Origin of the sequence: Actinoplanes sp. NPDC024001 (assembly GCF_040638955.1) — a bacterium.
Lineage (GTDB): Bacteria > Actinomycetota > Actinomycetes > Mycobacteriales > Micromonosporaceae > Actinoplanes.
Genome location: NZ_JBEZZB010000074.1, coordinates 1 through 16,739 on the forward strand (window position 1 = coordinate 1; position 16,739 = coordinate 16,739).

At 72.0% G+C, this 16,739-nt stretch carries 18 protein-coding genes and 1 pseudogene; 15 read left to right on the forward strand and 4 right to left on the reverse strand.

Annotation, left to right across the window (positions count from 1 at the left end; all coding sequences use genetic code 11):
- Both AB0F81_RS26945 and AB0F81_RS26950 read left to right on the forward strand, forming a co-directional pair.
- The coding region (locus AB0F81_RS26945; RefSeq protein ID WP_360201565.1) for a hypothetical protein at nucleotides 1-508 on the forward strand (508 nt) is incomplete at its 5' end.
- Nucleotides 505-1,071, forward strand: a complete 567-nt coding sequence (locus AB0F81_RS26950; protein WP_360201567.1) for an ATP-binding protein — start codon at nucleotides 505-507, stop codon at nucleotides 1,069-1,071. The genes AB0F81_RS26945 and AB0F81_RS26950, both read left to right, overlap by 4 nt.
- A gap of 11 nt (nucleotides 1,072-1,082) precedes the next feature.
- Here the strand turns inward: AB0F81_RS26950 and AB0F81_RS26955 are convergent, their stop codons facing one another.
- Nucleotides 1,083-1,817 carry a VOC family protein gene (locus AB0F81_RS26955; RefSeq protein WP_360201569.1) on the reverse strand — a complete coding sequence of 245 codons (735 nt, stop codon included), beginning with the start codon at nucleotides 1,815-1,817 and terminating at the stop codon, nucleotides 1,083-1,085.
- Nucleotides 1,818-1,927: 110 nt separating this feature from the next.
- Between AB0F81_RS26955 and AB0F81_RS26960 the strand changes: the two genes are divergently transcribed.
- The 7 genes from AB0F81_RS26960 (at nucleotide 1,928) to AB0F81_RS26990 (ending at nucleotide 7,777) form a co-directional block, all read left to right on the forward strand.
- Nucleotides 1,928-2,470, forward strand: coding sequence for a DoxX family protein (locus AB0F81_RS26960; protein ID WP_360201570.1), 543 nt, complete (start codon nucleotides 1,928-1,930; stop codon nucleotides 2,468-2,470).
- A 31-nt stretch (nucleotides 2,471-2,501) separates the two neighbouring features.
- On the forward strand, nucleotides 2,502-2,885 hold the full coding sequence (locus AB0F81_RS26965; RefSeq protein WP_360201572.1) for a VOC family protein: 384 nt from the start codon (nucleotides 2,502-2,504) through the stop codon (nucleotides 2,883-2,885).
- Between the two features lie 16 nt (nucleotides 2,886-2,901).
- The gene (locus AB0F81_RS26970) at nucleotides 2,902-3,732 is read left to right on the forward strand and encodes an NAD(P)-dependent oxidoreductase (RefSeq protein ID WP_360201573.1); all 831 of its coding nucleotides are present in this window, start codon (nucleotides 2,902-2,904) and stop codon (nucleotides 3,730-3,732) included.
- 123 nt (nucleotides 3,733-3,855) lie between these two features.
- On the forward strand, nucleotides 3,856-4,377 hold the full coding sequence (locus tag AB0F81_RS26975; protein ID WP_360201575.1) for an RNA polymerase sigma factor: 522 nt from the start codon (nucleotides 3,856-3,858) through the stop codon (nucleotides 4,375-4,377).
- Nucleotides 4,370-5,611, forward strand: a complete 1,242-nt coding sequence (locus AB0F81_RS26980; RefSeq protein ID WP_360201577.1) for a sialidase family protein — start codon at nucleotides 4,370-4,372, stop codon at nucleotides 5,609-5,611. The genes AB0F81_RS26975 and AB0F81_RS26980 overlap by 8 nt, the downstream gene beginning before the upstream one ends.
- 107 nt (nucleotides 5,612-5,718) lie before the next feature.
- Nucleotides 5,719-6,210, forward strand: coding sequence for a CAP domain-containing protein (locus AB0F81_RS26985; protein WP_360201578.1), 492 nt, complete (start codon nucleotides 5,719-5,721; stop codon nucleotides 6,208-6,210).
- A gap of 88 nt (nucleotides 6,211-6,298) precedes the next feature.
- Nucleotides 6,299-7,777: a gluconokinase gene (locus AB0F81_RS26990; RefSeq protein WP_360201580.1), complete on the forward strand. Its 1,479-nt coding sequence runs from the start codon at nucleotides 6,299-6,301 to the stop codon at nucleotides 7,775-7,777.
- A gap of 180 nt (nucleotides 7,778-7,957) precedes the next feature.
- On the opposite strand, the gene AB0F81_RS26995 is transcribed toward AB0F81_RS26990, so the two are convergent.
- A complete protein-coding gene (locus AB0F81_RS26995; RefSeq protein WP_360201582.1) occupies nucleotides 7,958-8,482 on the reverse strand; it encodes a hypothetical protein in 525 nt (174 codons plus the stop codon).
- 88 nt (nucleotides 8,483-8,570) lie between these two features.
- Between AB0F81_RS26995 and AB0F81_RS27000 the strand changes: the two genes are divergently transcribed.
- The 3 genes from AB0F81_RS27000 (at nucleotide 8,571) to AB0F81_RS27010 (ending at nucleotide 10,632) form a co-directional block, all read left to right on the forward strand.
- Nucleotides 8,571-8,987: an MmcQ/YjbR family DNA-binding protein gene (locus AB0F81_RS27000; RefSeq protein WP_360201584.1), complete on the forward strand. Its 417-nt coding sequence runs from the start codon at nucleotides 8,571-8,573 to the stop codon at nucleotides 8,985-8,987.
- Between the two features lie 583 nt (nucleotides 8,988-9,570).
- Nucleotides 9,571-10,026, forward strand: coding sequence for a hypothetical protein (locus tag AB0F81_RS27005; RefSeq protein ID WP_360201586.1), 456 nt, complete (start codon nucleotides 9,571-9,573; stop codon nucleotides 10,024-10,026).
- Nucleotides 10,027-10,056: 30 nt separating this feature from the next.
- On the forward strand, nucleotides 10,057-10,632 hold the full coding sequence (locus AB0F81_RS27010) for a dihydrofolate reductase family protein (protein WP_360201588.1): 576 nt from the start codon (nucleotides 10,057-10,059) through the stop codon (nucleotides 10,630-10,632).
- A gap of 15 nt (nucleotides 10,633-10,647) precedes the next feature.
- Here AB0F81_RS27010 and AB0F81_RS27015 read toward each other — a convergent pair whose 3' ends face one another.
- Nucleotides 10,648-10,824, reverse strand: a complete 177-nt coding sequence (locus tag AB0F81_RS27015) for a hypothetical protein (protein ID WP_360201590.1) — start codon at nucleotides 10,822-10,824, stop codon at nucleotides 10,648-10,650.
- 292 nt (nucleotides 10,825-11,116) lie between these two features.
- Here AB0F81_RS27015 and AB0F81_RS27020 point away from each other — a divergent pair.
- A pseudogene (locus AB0F81_RS27020) lies at nucleotides 11,117-12,495 on the forward strand (FAD-linked oxidase C-terminal domain-containing protein).
- 78 nt (nucleotides 12,496-12,573) lie between these two features.
- A complete protein-coding gene (locus tag AB0F81_RS27025) occupies nucleotides 12,574-13,785 on the forward strand; it encodes a PHB depolymerase family esterase (RefSeq protein ID WP_360201592.1) in 1,212 nt (403 codons plus the stop codon).
- Here AB0F81_RS27025 and AB0F81_RS27030 read toward each other — a convergent pair.
- The gene (locus AB0F81_RS27030; protein WP_360201594.1) at nucleotides 13,772-14,266 is read right to left on the reverse strand and encodes a DinB family protein; all 495 of its coding nucleotides are present in this window, start codon (nucleotides 14,264-14,266) and stop codon (nucleotides 13,772-13,774) included. The two genes, AB0F81_RS27025 and AB0F81_RS27030, sit on opposite strands and share 14 nt — an antisense overlap.
- A gap of 159 nt (nucleotides 14,267-14,425) precedes the next feature.
- Between AB0F81_RS27030 and lon the strand changes: the two genes are divergently transcribed.
- Entirely contained in the window at nucleotides 14,426-16,735 is a 2,310-nt protein-coding gene (gene lon / locus AB0F81_RS27035; RefSeq protein ID WP_360201596.1) for an endopeptidase La, read from the forward strand.
- Nucleotides 16,736-16,739 lie beyond the last annotated feature (4 nt).

Here is a 16,739-nt window from a genome sequence, read left to right on the forward strand (position 1 = left end):
CCCCGCCATCGCCGCGGTCGGGGCCGCGGTGATCTTCCCGGCCGGCGCCGCCACCGCGGCGCTGGCCGGCGCCGACCTTCCGGTCGCGGCCTCGCCCGCCTTCGGCCTGCGGTTCGCCGGCCCGCCGGGCCTGATCCGGGCCGTGCTCTCCACACCCGACTTCGACGTACGGGAGGTCCGCCCCGGCCGCTACCTGATCGCGGCCCGGTGGACCCGGGATGCCGACGCGGACGCCCTGGCCGAGCGCTGCCTGCGGCGGTTCCGCGCGATGTTCCGCTTCGACGGGCGACTGCGACCCCTCACCTACGGCGTGGTGCACCGCCCGATGCCCGCCGCCGGCCCGATCGTCGGCGCGGTCCGCCCCGGCCGCTACGTGGCGGTCCTGCACGCGGGCATCACCTTCGCCCCTACCGTGGCCCGCCTGCTCGTCGCGGAACTGATGACCGGCGAGCCCGCCGCCGGGCTGCGCCGCGCCCGACCGCCCGTGATGAGAAGCTCTGAGCTGTGACGGGAAAGCCCACGCTCTACCTGACGGTCGGTTTGCCGGGCGCCGGAAAGACAACGCTGGCCAGGCAGCTGGCGCAGGAACAGCGTGCGCTCCGGCTCACCCCGGACGAGTGGATGGCCCCGCTCTTCGGCCACAACGAAGCCGACGGCCGGCGGTCGATCCTCGAGGGCCGGATGATCTGGACCGCCCACGAGGTGCTCCGCGGCGGAGCGTCCGTCATCCTCGACTTCGGCTGCTGGACGAGCGAGGAGCGCTATGCGATCCGCGTGATCGCCGAGGCCGCCGGCGCCGATTTCGACCTGCGATACGTCGCACTCGACGAGCCGGAACGCCGGGCCCGGGCCCGTCGCCGCACGCTCGAATCCCCCGAGACCTCGTTCGCGATGACCGAGGCGGACCACGACCTCTACCTCTCCCAGTTCCATCCGCCCACCGCGGAGGAACTCAGCTGCGCTCCGCCACCCGCGCCCCCAGTGGGCTTCGCCAGCTGGCATCACTGGGCGAGCGACCGTTGGCCGTCGCTGCCGCGCCTGGACATGCCCGCGGGTGCTACCGCTCTGTGACGAGGGTGGCCTCAGTGCGGGGCGAGGACGCAGAACTCGTTGCCCTCCGGGTCGGCCAGGACCCGCCACGGGAATTCGCCCTGATCGGTCCGGGCCTCGGTGGCGCCCAGTGCCAGCAGCCGGTCCACTTCCGCCTTCTGCCCGTCGGGGTGCGGCAGCAGATCGAGGTGGAGACGGCTGGGGGCGCCGGTCGCGCCGGGCGTGCGCAGCAACTCCAGGTACGAGCCGACGTTCGCGGCGGAACGCAGCCGCGCGAAGTCGTCGCCCACCTCGTGCGGGGTCCAGCCCAGCGCCTCGTGCCAGAACCGGGCCATGGTCCGCGGGTCCGCGCAGTCGACCACGACCGCGGCGATCGGCCCGGTGTCCCGGTAGACCTCCCGGGGCTCCAGCACGCAGAACACGTTGCCTTCCGGGTCGGCCAGCACGGTCCACGGGACGTCGCCCTGCCCGACGTCGGCGGGCCTGGCGCCGAGACCCGTCAGGCGCGCGACCAGCTCCGCCTGGTGGGCCGCCGAGGTGGTGGCGAGGTCAAGGTGGACGCGGCCCTTCCCGGGCGCCGGGTCCGGGACGGCGATGACGTCGACGCAGAAGGCCACCGGGTCCGGCCAGACGAAGCCGGCCGGCCCGACAGCCGTCGCACCGGGACCCTCGCTGAAGATCTCCCAGCCGAGCGCCGCCGCCCAGAACCGGCCGAGCGCCGCGGCGTCTCGCGCCTTGAGGTTCACGTGAGCGAGCCGCAGTGCCATGCCGCTGATCATATGGCTGTTCCGTGGGCCGTTCCGTGGTGAGCACGGATGTGACTCCGTGGTCCCGGCCGCGAAGCTGAGGTCCTCAGCCACTCGGACAGGAGACCACCATGAACGCGAACGTCATCGCCACCGCCCCGCCCCGCGTCCGCTTCACCCTCGACGGCGCGCTCTGGGCGCTGCAGATCGTGTGGGGCTTCTTCTTCGCCGGCAGCGGGTTCGGCAAGGTGCTGCTCTACGACACCACCCTCTACGCGGCGGCGCCCCAGTCGGTGGCCTGGTACGCCGCGGTGCCGCAACCGCTGATCGTCGTCATCGGGGTCGCTGAGGTGCTCGGAGGCATCGGCCTGTTCCTGCCGGCCCTCACCCGGGTCAAGCCGTGGCTGACCCAGGTCTCCGCCGCCGGACTGGCCCTGACCATGGTGCTGGCCGCCGGCTTCCACCTGGTGCGCGACGAATGGATGCTGGTGCCGGTGAACCTGGTGCTGGCCGCGGTCGCCGTGTTCATCGCGGTGGGCCGGTCGAACCGGCGACCGATCGCATCGGCGCCGCTCACCACCCGGCGCGTGCTCACCGCGGCCGCGGTGCTCGCACTGATGACGCTGACCATGATCATCCCTACCTGGTACAGGATGACCCAGGGCCAGTTCTGACCCCAGATGATCACCGATCTATGGTGTGACCATGGCGTCGGTCAAGCAGGTCCAGATCACCTTCGACTGTGCGGAGCCCCAGCGTGTCGCCCGCTTCTGGAGCGAGGTGCTGGGGTACGTCCGTGCCGCCGACGACGACGAGTCGTGGTCCGCGTGCACCGACCCCACCGGTGTGGGCCCGCGGCTCTACTTCCAGCGGGTTCCCGAGGGCAAGGTCGTCAAGAACCGCGTGCACCTCGACGTACGCGTGGGGGTCGGTCTCAAGGGTCAGGAGCGCGTGACCGCGCTGGAGACCGAGGGCACCCGCCTGGTCGCGCTCGGCGCCACCCGGGTGCGGCTGCTGGAAGCGGATGAGGAGAACGAGTCCTGCCTGGTGATGCAGGATGTCGAGGGCAACGAGTTCTGTCTCGACTGAATCACGGGAGGTCGTCATGCGGATCGCCGTCACCGGAGGCAGCGGCAAACTGGGCCGGGCCGTCGTCGCCGACCTGCGCGAGCACGGCAACGAGGTGATCAATCTGGATGCCGCCGCCCAGCGGCCGGACATCCGTATCGACCTCACCGATTACGGGCAGACGATCGAGGCGCTCACCGCGATCGACGACCGTTACGACCGGATCGAGGCGGTCGTGCACCTCGCCGCCATTCCGGCTCCCGGACTGACCGGCAACGCCGCGACTTTCCAGAACAACATCACCGCGACGTACAACGTGTTCGCCGCCGCCAAGGCGGCCCGCATCACCAACGTGGTCTGGGCCTCGAGTGAGACGCTGCTCGGCATCCCGTTCGACACCCCGCCGCCCTACATTCCGCTGGACGAGGAATACCCGGCCCGCCCGGAATCCCGGTACGCCCTGGCCAAGCATCTGGAAGAGGCCATGGCGGCGCAGTTCTGCCGGTGGGATCCAGCGCTGAAGATGATCGGGCTGCGGTTCTCGAACGTCATGGATCCCGAGGACTACGCGGAATTCCCCTCGTTCGATTCCGACCCGCACCTGCGCAAATGGAATCTGTGGGGTTACATCGACGCCCGTGACGGCGCGCAGGCGGTCCGCAAGGCGCTCGCCCACGACGCCACCGGCGTGGAGATCTTCATCATCGCCAACGCGGACACGGTGATGAGCCGCTCGTCGGCGAGCCTCGCGGCCGAGGTCTACCCGGACGTCCCGGTGACCAAGGAGCTGGGCGAGCACGAGACCCTGCTCTCCATCGACAAGGCGCGGCGCATTCTCGGATACGAGCCGCAGCACACCTGGCGCTGAGCCGGCGCACGGCGCCGAGCGCACCCAACCGGCCCCGGCGGGCCGAGGAACAATCGACACCGATGCAACCGCACGACCGTGCCGGTGGTCCTTCCTCATGACCGTCGACCACGAGGAGGGTGCGTGGATGCCGAGGAGGCAGTGCGGCAGGCCTACGAGGCCTACTACCGGCGGCTGGTGACTCAGATCTTCGGCCTGGTCGGTGACCTCGCCGAAGCGGAGGACGCCGTGCACGAGGCGTTCGCCCGGGTGCTGGCCTCGCCGGGGTCCTTCGTGCGGGCCGACGACGCCGAGCGCTGGCTGCGGGTGGTCGCCCTCAACGTCGCGCGGAGCCGGTACCGCCGGCGGTGGCTGTTCGATCGGCTGATCCGTTCCGGTCGCATCCCGGCGTCACCGGCTGCCGTCCCGGGGCTGTCGGCGGACCGGGTGGCGCTGCTCGCCGCACTGCGGCGGCTCGCGCCACCGACCCGCGAGGCGGTGGTGCTGCACTACCTGGCCGACCTGTCGGTCGCCGAGGTCGCCGCCACCCTCGAGGTCCCGGTCGGCACGGTCAAGGCCCGGTTGGCCCGCGGCCGGGCCAGTCTCGCCCGGCTCCTCGCCGACGACGAGCCCGCTGCGCTGCCCGAGGAGATACGTCATGCTTGAGACACACTTCTCCCGCCTGCGGTCCGATGTCGGCGATGCGGTGCGCCAGCCTGATTTCGCCACCGTACGCGGGCGCGCGCGCCGGGTGCGCCGCCGCCGGGCCGTCACCGCGTCCAGCGCGGCGCTGCTCGTCACGGTGCTGACCATTTCCGGTCTCGGGTACGCGACCCGAACCGGCCCGGTGGCGTCTCCGCCACCGGTGGTGAACGACGGCCGGCCGCGGATGGGCCTGGTGGTGAGCGCGGGAAGCACCCTCTACAGCATCGTCCTGCCCTGCGACACCTGTGCCATGGAGCTGCACGCCTCCGGGGACGGCGGCGACACCTGGCTGCGCCGCGCCGAACCGCCCGAAGCGACGGGAACCGACAGCTCGCGCTTGGTGTCACTCTTTTCGCTGGGCCGGGGGATCCTCGCCTGGAACGTGCGAACGGTCGCCGTCGACGCGCTCGCCACTTCCCCGCCCACGCCGTCCGAGCGGCTGTGGGTGACCCTGGACGGCGCCCGGAGCTGGCACGAAACCACGATCGACACCGAACCGGTGGACGTGGTGCCGGCCGGTACCCAGCCCGTCGACTGCGACCGGCTGAACCTGACGAGCTGCCGGGTCGCCGCGGTGAGCGCGACCACCGGCCGGTTCGCCCCGCTGGCCACCCAGCCCACCGGCATCACGGTCCTCCCGGGATGGCAGCAGCGGGTCAACGTGCCGCTCGACGGCCGGATCTGGGTTCCCGGGGTGGACCCGGCCACGAAGAAACCCGCGGTGGCAAGCAGCTCCGACGCCGGGCGTACCTGGGAGACCCACGTCTTCACCGACGGCGTCCCGGCCGTGCTCAAGGGCGGCGGCCGGACCGCCGAGAACTACCTGCCGCAGGTGGCCGCCGGCCCCGACGGGACGGCGTACGCCATGACCTACCGCTCGGACGGCGTGGTGGACGTGCGGTACACCGCCGACGGCGGGAAGGCTTGGAGCCCGGCCGTCACCCTGCGCGAGTTCCAGCAGAAACCGGGGTTCGTCGCCGCCGACGGCACGCACATCGTCACCACCGGCGCGGGGCTCCTCGCCGGGCGCGCCGGCGGCCGATATGAGCCGGTGAGCCTGCCCGGATATCCGGCCGAGCCACGGCAGACGCAGGTCACCTCGCGAGACGCCGCCGAGCCTTACCTGGTGCTTTCCCCGACGGAGCCGTACCTGTCCCGGGACGGACTGACCTGGCGGCGGATTCCGCTCCCCTGATCCCGGCAACCAGCCTGCGACGATCACGCACCACGTCGCTAATCCGGGCGGCCGGGGGCGGGCCGAACAGAACGGTGCAAGCAACGAGATCTACGAAAGGGACCTTCTTGCGCAACGTTCTTCGCCGCTTCGCCCTGGCCGTCATCCTCACCCCGGCCGCCGTCGGCGCCGCCACGATGATCGCCAGCCCCGCCGAAGCCGCCCCGGCGAAGGCCAGCGAGACCGCCCTGCAGACCGAGATCAACCGCCTGGTGAACGTGGAGCGCGCCGCGCACGGCTGCGCCGACCTGACCGTCGACGCCCGGCTCACCGAGGCCGCCCGCGAGCACAGCTCCTGGATGGCCCAGACCGGCGACTTCTCGCACACCGGCCGCGCCGGCTCGAACTTCGCGAGCCGCTCGAAGGCCGCCGGGTACGCCCAGCCGTCCGCCGAGAACATCGCGTGGGGCTACCGCAGCGCCGCGCAGGTGGTCGAGGGCTGGATGAAGAGCCCGGGTCACCGCACCAACATCCTCAACTGCGCGTCGAAGACGGTCGGTGTCGGCGCGGTGTTCGCGGCCAGCGGCACCCCGTACTACACCCAGAACTTCGGTTACTGAGAAGACCCCCAAGGCGACGCCCCAGCCGATCCCTCTGCGGCTGGGGCGTCGCCGTGTCTCGTTCGATGATCACGGTTAGGGTTGGCGGATGACCCGGACCGACGACGACGTCGCCCTCCACGCGGCGCTGGACCCGCTGGTGCTCGCGCTGGACATCGGGTCCACGGCCACCCGCGGCGGCGTGCACGACGCGTCCGGCCGGCGGGTTCACGGCCTGCAGCACAAGGTGCCGCACGCCTTCACCGTCGCGCCCGACGGCACCTCGGTCATCGACCCCGAGCAGGTGACCGCGGAGGTCGGGCAGGTCCTCGACGCGGTGACCGGCGACCCGCGACTGGGCACCCGCATCGCCGGCGTCGCGATGGACACCTTCGCCGCCTCGCTGATCGCGGTCGACGCGGCCGGGCGCGCGCTCACCCCGTGCGTGACCTACGCCGACTCGCGCAGCGCGGGCGCGGTGACGGCACTACGGGACGAACTGGACGAGCAGGCGGTGCAGCAGCGCACCGGGACACGGCTGCACACGAGCTACCACGCGCCGCGGCTGCGCTGGCTCGCGAGCAGCCAGCCACGCGTCGTCGCCGAGGCGGCGGCCTGGTGGTCCCTGGGCGAGTACATCCTGGCCCGGCTGATCGGGCTCCCGCTCGCCGGGACGTCCACGGTGGCGTGGACCGGGCTGCTCGACCGTCGTACCGGTGAGTTCGACACCGAACTGCTCGCCGCCGCGGGGATCGGGGCCGGGCAGCTCTCGCCGCCGCGGGACATGACGGAGCCGGCAGCCGCGGCGGCCCCGGCACGCTGGCCCGCTCTCGCCCGGGCCGTGTGGTTCCCCGTCATCACCGACGGCTTCGCCAGCAACATCGGGGCCGGGGCGGTCGACGCCACGGTGCTCACCGCGGCGACCGCCACCAGCGGCGCGCTGCGGGTGCTGCTCGACGGCCCGGCCGATCCGCTGCCGTTCGGCTTGTGGAACTACCGGGTCGGCGCGGGACGCACCCTGCTCGGCGGGGCGATCAACGACGTCGGTCGCGCGATCAGCTGGGCGCAGAGCACGTTGCGGCTCAGCCCGGCGCTCGCGCCGGTCCTCGCCGCACCGCCCAGCGACGGTACGCCGCTGGTGCTGCCGTATCTCACCGGTGAACGCGCGCCCGGCTGGGTCGGTGGGGCCCGTGCGATCTTCGGTGGGGTGTCCGCCGCCACGGACGCCGACCTCATGTTCCGCGGGATCGTCGAGGGTGTGGCCATGACGTACGCGCGGGTGGCCGACGAGCTGCGTCCGGCCGCCCCGGAGGTTCTGGAGGTCGCGGCGTCCGGGCGGGTCAGCAACGACCAGCCGGAATGGCTCCAGGTGCTCGCGGACGTACTCGGGCGGCCCGTCACGCATGTGACCCGGCGGCGCGCCACGCAGCGCGGCACCGCACTGCTCGCGCTCGACGTGCTGGCGCCCGGCGTCCCGCGGGCACCTCGCGCCACCGGCGTGACCTATGAGCCGCGGCCCGCCCACGTCGAGCATTACGCGCAGCGGCGCGTGCGATTCGCAACGGTGTACGACGCGCTGGTGCGCTGATCTCAGATCGCCCGCCACCGGACGCGGTAGGCGGGACGCTGGGCGCCATAGCGATGTGGCACTTTCGACGAGCGCCATTCCGCATCGAGACGCCGGGCATTGCCGGGAACGGCGCGATGCGGTCTTCAATACGAAGATGTCCCATTGCTCGCGTTCCCGCCGCGGAGTACGGGCCCGGCGCTATCGCCGTAAGCCGGCCAGCAGGTCCGTCAGCAGGGCCGTCAAGTCGTCAGCGCGGGAGTCCAGCGTCGCCATCTCCTCGGGGAGATTGCTGAATCCGGCTGTGACCATGGCGTTCTCGGACCAGGCCCGGATCCCGATCTTCTCCTCCAGAAAGCCCACCGCCGGGACGCCTACGTCGGGCAGCTCGACAGCGCCGACCCAGCCGTCCTCTTCCTCCGGCCGGCCCACCATCATCTCGACTTCCTTGTGGGTATATCGCCGGTTGTTCCTATTGATGGAGAATTGCACTCCGAACGCGGCGGGCGCGTCTTCTTCGCCGTAACGACAATGGACGGTGTATGTGGCGTCGCTGAGGTTGGTCCAGTCCAAAATGCCGACCCCGATCTCGGCGAACGCCGGCGCGGTCACTTTCGGGCAGGTGCCTCCGATGCCGGTCCAGGGCGGCGGCGGCGCGGGTTCGGCGGCGCACCCCTGCAGGGCGGCCAGGACGAGACACCCGACGATCCAACGACGCACACTCACGCTCCGGTTCCTGCCCTTCTCCGCCGAGTGCAGCATGATCGCACGCCGGGGGCGGCGAGGTTTCGCCGGTGACCGCTACAGTCGGCCCATGTCCGGCCCCGGAGACGTGCCATCGGAGATCCTCGACCGGCTTCGACCGATCTGCCGGCGGTTGCCCGAGACGCATGAGGAGCCGGCGTGGATCGGCGTCCGCTGGCGGATCCGTGCGCGGACCGTCGCCCACGTCTACACGCCGGACCTGGAGCGGTCCCCGGTCTACGCGCGGCACCTGGTCGACGGCGAGGCGCCGACCGTGATGACGTTCCGCGTGCCCGCCGACGACCTGCTCGGCCTGACCGCGGCGGGCTTCCCGTTCTTCCGCGCTCCCTGGGGCACCAACGTCGCCGCCGCGATCCTCGGTGACCACACCGACTGGACCGAGATCGCCGAGCTGATCACCGACAGCTACCGCGAGCTGGCCCCGAAGTTCCTCGCCGCCCGGCTCACCCCCCAGCACCGCACGTGAGGAAGTGCGGCGGTGAGTCTCCCGCTCGTGAGCGCACGCCGATCACGGCCAGCTGGCTCCCAGTGCTGTTCTGAGCGCGTGCAGACAGCCCTAACGCCCAGCCGGTCCCTCCGGCTGCACCCCAGAGCCGCCCCGGCCGGCCCGACTCGACACTGACCGCCAGCCAGCCCACCCGGCTGCACCTCAGAGCCGCCCCAGCCGGCCCCACACGACACTGACCGCCAGCCGGATCGCCCGGCTGCACCTCAGAGCTGCCTCGACCGGCCCCACACGACACTGGCCGCCAGCCGGGTCGTCCGGCTGCACCTCAGAGCTGCCTCGACCGGCCCGACACGACACTGGCCGCCAGCCGGGTCGTCCGGCTGCACCTCAGAGCTGCCTCGGCCGGCCCGACACGACGCTGGCCGCCAGCCGGGTCGTCCGGCTGCACCTCAGAGCTGCCTCGGCCGGCCCGACACGACACTGGCCGCCAGCCGGGTCGTCCGGCTGCGCCTGAGGGCTGCCCTGGCCGGCCTGAGGCGACGCTGGCGGTCAGCCGAGTGGTTCGGCCGTTCACGGGACAGTCCTGTGTACCGGCGGGGAGGTGATCTGCAACGATGCGCGGGTGCGGACGGATGAGGACCGGCTGGCGGGAGCCGCGGTGGCGCTTGTCGGGCTGTTCTCGGGCAAGGACAGGGAGTTCGGCACCACGCTGGATCGGCTCGCGTCGATGGTGGAGGCGCACGGCGGCAGGGTGGTGGGCCGGCATGTCCAGCGGCGCGGTGTCTCACACGGCGGCGTGAGCAGGATGTCCGCGCCGTTGTCGCGGCGGACGTTGCTGAGCCCGGGCAGAGCACGCGAAGTCGCCGAAGCATGCCGCGCGGCCGGGGTCGATGTGGCGGTCTTCGCCAATCCGCTGACCGATCACCAGCGCGCTGTGCTCACCGACCTGTTCGGCTGCCCGGTCATCAGCGGGGCGAACAAGCCGGCCAGCAGCGCGCCGAACGGCATCGCGGCCGGGCCTGTCAGCGATGAGAATCGCCGCCCGGTTCGGTCTTAGCGATGTCGGGACGAGAAGGCGGAGGCGGAAATGAGTGCTGCGGTTCTCTACATGTCGGTTTCCCTCGACGGGTACATCGCCGACGCCGGGGATCGGCTCGGTGGGACGGACGGCAACCGGCTGCACCACTGGGGGCTGATGCCGGACGGGGAGACCTTCCGGTCCGGCGGGGTGGCCGGTGAGATGCTCGCCGAGTACAACGCGACCGGCGCCGTCGTCGCGGGGCGGCGGACAGTGGAGATCGTCGACCACTGGGGTGGCGATCACCACGGGATGCCGATCTTCGTGCCGAGCCACCGGCCGGCCGGGGAGTCGGCGGCGAAGCATCCGCTGGTCACCTATGTGACCGACGGGATCGCCAGCGCGATGCGGCAGGCCAAGGAGGCGGCCGGGGACCGGGACGTGCTGGTGCACGGCGCGTACACCGGGCAGCGGGCGATCGAGGCGGGCGTGCTGGACGAGGTGCAGATCCACCAGATCCCGGTGCTGCTGGGCGGCGGCCGCCGGTTGTTCGACACGTTGCCGTCGCCGGTGGAGCTGGAGATCGTGCGGGTCATCGACACGCCGGAGGCGACCCACCTGCGGTATCGCATCCGGCGTGCGTGACGTCAGCGGCGCGGCTCAGGCGCGCAGCAGGAACTCCGAGCCGACGTAGGCGCCGCCGGACTGGCGCTGGATGAGGCTCGCCTCCGCGCCGACGAAGCCGCGGAACGTGCCGGCGTCGTCGACGATCTGGAGGTAGGCGATGGTGTGACCGTTCGGGTTGGTCGGGCAGTCGATCTCCGCGGCCCGGTACACCTGGTTGTCGAAGTACCTGCGGCGACCGTCGCGGGCGGGCGTGCCGGCGAGGTTCCCCTTCCAGTTGGGGTTGGGGTTCTGCGGGCAGGCCGCGCCCGTGCACCGGGTGTAGCCGGAGAAGTCGCGCCGGTACTGTCCCTCGGGCGTAGCCGGGCCAGCCCGGCCGGGTGCGGAGCTGGCTTGCCTCTGGGCAGCTCGGCGACCTGGCCGGCCGTGGCCGGCACCGCGGACACGATGGCGGACACGGCGATCGCTGTCGATGGAACCGGGGGCGTCGCCGTAGGGTCGGGAGATGGCAGGGATCACCGAGAGCCTGGGGACCATGGATGTGGTCGAGGACCCCGATGTGCTCGCCTCGCTCAGCCACGACGACGCCGAGTGGGCGCCCTACGGCAAGGCCGTGGCCGCTGTGCGACCGCGGAGCACCGAGGAGGTGCGGCGGGTGGTGCGGGCCTGCGCGCAACGGCAGATCCCGATCGTCCCGCGCGGCGCCGGGACCGGGCTGTCCGGCGGGGCGAACGCGGTCGACGGGGCGATGATCCTCGACCTGTCGAAGATGAACCGGATCGTCGAGATCGACGCCGACAACATGACCGCGACCGTGCAGCCGGGTGTGGTCAACGACGACCTGAAGAAGGCGGTCGCCGCGCACGGGCTGTGGTACCCGCCGGATCCGGCGAGCGCGCCGTGGTCGACGATCGGCGGCAACGTCGCCACCAACGCGGGCGGGCTGTGCTGCCTCAAGTACGGGGTGACCCGCGACTACGTGCTCGGCATGGAGGCCGCGGTGGGCGGCCCGGCCGGTGACTACGGCACCGTGGTGCGGCTCGGCCGGCGCACCACGAAGGGCGTGAGCGGCTACGACCTGGCGGGCCTGTTCACCGGCTCGGAGGGCACCTTCGGGGTGATCACCGAGGTGACGCTGCGGCTGCGGCCGGCCCGCCGGGAGGCGCCGCGGACCGTGGTGGGTGCGTTCGGCAGCGTGGTCGCCGCCGGTGAGGCGGTCGCGGCGGTCACCCGGGCGGGGCTGCTGCCGGCCGCGCTGGAGCTGCTCGACCGGACCTGTCTGCGGGCCGTCGAGGAGTGGAAGCACCTGGGGCTGGAGGCGGACGCGGCGGCGCTGCTGCTCGCCCAGCTGGACACCGCGGGGGCGGCCGGGGACGAGGAGGCCGCAGCGGTGGCCGGGGTGTTCCGGTCGGCCGGGGCGCTGTGGGCGGAGCGGTCCACCGACGAGATCGAGGCGGAGGCGCTGTTCGCGGCGCGGCGGCTCGCCTATCCGGCTCTGGAGCGGCTGAGCCCCGTACTCACGGAGGACGTCTGTGTGCAGCGCTCCCGCGTACCGGAAATGCTCCTGGCGATCGAAGCGATCGGCGCCCGGCACGGGGTGACCATCGCGACGATCGCGCATGCCGGTGACGGCAATCTGCATCCGATGATCCTGGCCGCCGCCGGCGACGAGGCGGCGAGGCGCGCGGCGCAGGCCGCGTTCGAGGAGATGCTGAGCGAGGCGGTCGCGATGGGTGGCACGGTGACCGGCGAGCACGGGGTGGGCTGCTGAAACGGGCCGGGATGCGGCAGGAGCTGTCGCCGGCGGTTCTGGCGATGCAGGTCGCGGTGAAGCAGACGCTGGATCCGCTGAACCTGTTCAACCCGGGCAAGGTCGTCGGCTGACGATCCACACAGGTGGATGCGTGGTTGTGGATCCGCTCCACATAGGCCTCTGATTAACATCGCCGTAACGTCCGCGACATGAATCCCCGAAGGTTGTGGCCGGCGCTGCTCGCTGCGGTGCTGGCCGTCGCCGGTCTCGCGATGTCCCCGCTCTCCCCCGCGAACGCGGCCGCCACCCTCACGCAGGTCGGCTCGTTCGGCAGCAACCCCGGCGCCCTGCGCATGTACTCCTACGTCCCCACCGGTCTGCCCGCCGGCCGGCCGCTGATCGTGGCCCTGCACGGCTGCACGCAGAGCGCGAACGCCTACTACAGCAACTCCGGCTGGCCCAAGTACGCGGACCTGTATCAGGCGGCGATCGTCTTTCCCGAGCAGACCTCGGCGAACAACGCGCTCTCCTGCTTCAACTGGTTCACCGCGGGCGACATCGCCCGCGGCCAGGGCGAGGCCCTGTCCGTCAAGCAGATGGTCGATCACGCCATCAGGACGTACGGGTCGGACGCCTCCCGGGTCTACGTCACCGGTCTCTCCGCGGGCGGGGCGATGACCGCGGTGATGCTCGCCGCCTACCCGGACGTGTTCGCCGGTGGCGCGGTCGTCGCCGGCCTGCCCTACAACTGCGGAACCGTCTGCCAGTACCAGGCGCAGAGCAGGACGCCGAAGCAGTGGGGCGACCTGGTCCGGGCGGCGAACCCCGGATACACCGGCCCGTGGCCGCGGGTCGCCATCTGGCACGGCACCGCGGACACCACCGTGGTCCCGGCGAACGCCACCGAACTGCGCGACCAGTGGACCAACGTCTGGGGCATCTCGCAGACGCCGTCGTCGACCGCGGGCCTGCCGGGTTCGACCACGGTGACGAACTACCACGACAGCACCGGGCGCAGCGCGGTGTCGCTCTACGAGGTGCGGGGGCTCGGGCACGGCACGCCGGTCGCGCCGGGCAGCGCGGAGGACCAGTGCGGCACGACGGGCGCGTACTTCCTGAGCTCGATCTGCTCGTCCTACCACATCGCCCGGTCGTGGGGACTGGGCGGCGGCACGCCCCCGCCGTCGCCCTCCCCCACGGTGTCGCCCACGCCGTCTCCCACCGCGCAGCCGTGTTTCACCGCGAGCAACTACGCGCACACCACCGCGGGGCGGGCCACGCAGTCCGGCGGTTACACGTACGCCAACGGGTCCGGCCAGGCGATGGGGCTGTGGAACACCTTCACCGTGCGCACGCTGCGCCAGACCGGCCCGAACCATTACGTCCTCGCGGACGGTCAGTGCTCCGTCAGCGGCCGGTGACGCCGTCGATCAGTTCGCGGAGGATGTCGGCGTGCCCGGCATGCCGGGTGGTCTCGCCGGTCACGTGAGCCAGCACCCAGCGCAGTGTGCGGGGCGCCTCGTTCACCGGCTGGGCGGTACGCACGTCGAGGTCGCCGACAGCGCGGATGAGCGCGTCGCTGTCGGCGATCGCGGCGTGATAGCCGGCGATGACCTGGTCGGCGGACTGCCCGTCGGCGACCGTCATGCCCAGGTCGACGTCGGCATATCGGTCGTCGCCGGCCAGCGTGTAGCCGAACCAGTACCGCTCGGCGCCGGTCAGGTGATGCACCAGCCCGAGCAGCGTCGTCTCGGAGACCACCAGGCGGCGCCGCATCTGCTCCTCGTCCAGGCCGTCCAGCTTCTTCAGGACGCAGGACCGGCTGAAGGACAGGAACGCCAGTGCCGTGTCGGTCTCGTCGTCGTCGTTGAACGGCACCGGTTCGCGCTGTGACTCGAGCATGGGCAGCGACCCTACGGTGATCCGCGCCGGCCGTCATCCCCATTACGCGGCAGCCGGTCTCCATCGCCGGAACGGCCGCTGTTCGCTCGCAGTGAACGCCGGAAGATCCGGAACCCCGCCGAGGTTGAGCCGGTCATACTCAACCTCCCGGAGGTAAACGTGACCAGCAAGCGACTCCCCGTGCTGTTCCTCGACGACGTCGTCCTGCTTCCGGGCATGGTCGTCCCCGTCGTCCTGGACGAGGCCGCCCAGGCCGCCGTCGACGCGGCCCGCACCTCGGCCGGCTCCGAGCTGCTGATCGCCCCGCGGCTGGAGGACCGGTACGCCTCCTACGGCGTGGTGGCCACCCTCGAACAGGTCGGCAGGATCCGCGGCGGCTCACCGGCCGCCGTGTTACGCACCGGCCCGCGCGCCCGCATCGGCAGCGGGGTGACCGGCCCCGGCGCGGCCCTGTGGGTCGAGGCCGAGCCGGTCACCCCCGCGGCGCCGAGCGAGGAGGTACGGGACCTCGCGGACGCGTACAGGAAGCTGGTCGTCTCGGTCCTGCAGCGCCGCGAGGCGTGGCAGGTGATCGACTCGGTCAGCGCCATCGACGACCCCGGCGACCTGGCCGACACCGCCGGCTGGGCGCCCTATCTGTCCAACGACCGCAAGCGCGAGCTGCTGGAGACCCCGGACGTCGAGGCCCGGCTGCGGCTGCTGATCGAGTGGACTAAGGACTTCCTGGCCGAGTCCGAGATCAGCGACACGATCGAGAAGGACGTCCGCGAGAACGTCGAGAAGCGCAACCGCGAATACCTGCTGCGCGAGCAGCTCAAGGCGATCCGCAAGGAGCTCGGCGAAGGCGAGCCCGACGGCACCGACGACTACCCGGCCCGCATCGAGGCCGCCGATCTGCCGGAAGCCGTCCGCGAGGCGGCACTGCGCGAGGCCGGCAAACTCGAGCGCGCCGGCGACCAGAACCCGGAGGCCGCCTGGATCCGGACCTGGCTCGACACCGTGCTCGACCTGCCGTGGAACGTCCGCACCAGCGACAACACCGACCTGGCCGCGGCACGGGCGGTGCTCGACGCCGACCACCACGGCCTCGACGAGGTCAAGGAGCGCATCGTCGAATACCTGGGCGTCCGCGCCCGCCGCGAGTCCCGCGGCCTGGAGACGGTCGGCGGCCGCGGCTCCGGCGCGGTGATCCTGCTGGCCGGCCCGCCCGGGGTCGGCAAGACCTCGCTCGGCGAGTCGGTGGCCCGCACCCTGGGCCGCAAGTTCGTCCGGGTCGCGCTCGGCGGTGTCCGCGACGAGGCGGAGATCCGCGGCCACCGCCGGACCTACGTCGGCGCGCTGCCCGGCCGCATCGTCCGCGCCATCAAGGAGGCCGGCACGATGAACCCGGTCGTGCTGCTCGACGAGGTGGACAAGGTCGGCAGCGACTACCGCGGCGACCCGGCGGCGGCACTGCTCGAAGTCCTCGACCCGGCGCAGAACCACACGTTCCGCGACCACTACCTGGATCTCGACCTCGACCTGTCCGACGTGCTCTTCATCGCCACCGCGAACGTCCTGGAGACCATCCCGCAGGCGCTGTTCGATCGGATGGAGCTGATCACCATCGACGGCTACACCGCGAACGACAAGGTCGCCATCGCCCGCGACTTCCTCGTGCCCCGCCAGCTCGAACGGGCCGCCCTCGCCCCCGGCGAGGTGACGGTCACCGAGGCCGCCCTGCGCGAGATCGCCGCCGACTACACCCGGGAGGCGGGGGTGCGGTCGTTCGAGCGCCTGCTCGCCAAGGCGTTCCGCAAGGTGTCGCTGCGGGACCTGCCCGCCACCATCGACACCGGCGACCTGAAGGATCTGATCGGGCGCCCCCGGTTCACGCCGGAGTCCGGCGAGCGCACCGCGGTCCCCGGCGTCGCCACCGGCCTGGCGGTCACCGGGATGGGCGGTGACGTGCTCTACATCGAGGCGTCCCTGCTGCCCGGCAACACCGGAGGCCTGTCGGTCACCGGCCAGCTCGGCGACGTGATGAAGGAGTCCGCGCAGATCGCCCTCTCCTGGGTCCGGGCGCACGCCGGCGAGCTGGGCATCTCCCCCGAACAGCTGGACCACCCGATCCACCTGCACGTACCGGCGGGCGCGGTGCCCAAGGACGGCCCCTCGGCGGGCGTCACGATGACGACCGCGCTGGTGTCGCTGCTGCTGGGCCGCAACGTGCGCGCCGAGGTCGGGATGACCGGCGAGGTGTCGCTGACCGGCCGGGTGCTGCCGATCGGCGGCGTGAAGCAGAAACTGCTCGCCGCTCAGCGGGCCGGCCTGACCGAGGTCTACCTGCCCGAACGCAACGAGCCGGACCTGGACGACGTCCCGGCCGACGTGCGGGCGGCGCTGACCGTTCACATCGTGTCCGACGTCCGGGAGATCCTGGAGACGGCCCTGGAGCCGGTCTCCGCCGACGCGGTCGCGCGCGCCTGATCGG

Coding starts and splice junctions, on each gene's coding strand:
- AB0F81_RS26960 (WP_360201570.1), top strand. CDS start 1,928: ATGAACGCGAACGTCATCGCCACCGCCCCGCCCCGCGTCCGCTTCACC.
- AB0F81_RS27010 (WP_360201588.1), top strand. CDS start 10,057: ATGAGTGCTGCGGTTCTCTACATGTCGGTTTCCCTCGACGGGTACATC.
- AB0F81_RS26955 (WP_360201569.1), bottom strand. CDS start 1,817: ATGGCACTGCGGCTCGCTCACGTGAACCTCAAGGCGCGAGACGCCGCG.
- AB0F81_RS26970 (WP_360201573.1), top strand. CDS start 2,902: ATGCGGATCGCCGTCACCGGAGGCAGCGGCAAACTGGGCCGGGCCGTC.
- AB0F81_RS27025 (WP_360201592.1), top strand. CDS start 12,574: ATGAATCCCCGAAGGTTGTGGCCGGCGCTGCTCGCTGCGGTGCTGGCC.
- AB0F81_RS26980 (WP_360201577.1), top strand. CDS start 4,370: ATGCTTGAGACACACTTCTCCCGCCTGCGGTCCGATGTCGGCGATGCG.
- AB0F81_RS26990 (WP_360201580.1), top strand. CDS start 6,299: ATGACCCGGACCGACGACGACGTCGCCCTCCACGCGGCGCTGGACCCG.
- AB0F81_RS26965 (WP_360201572.1), top strand. CDS start 2,502: ATGGCGTCGGTCAAGCAGGTCCAGATCACCTTCGACTGTGCGGAGCCC.
- AB0F81_RS27000 (WP_360201584.1), top strand. CDS start 8,571: ATGTCCGGCCCCGGAGACGTGCCATCGGAGATCCTCGACCGGCTTCGA.
- AB0F81_RS27030 (WP_360201594.1), bottom strand. CDS start 14,266: ATGCTCGAGTCACAGCGCGAACCGGTGCCGTTCAACGACGACGACGAG.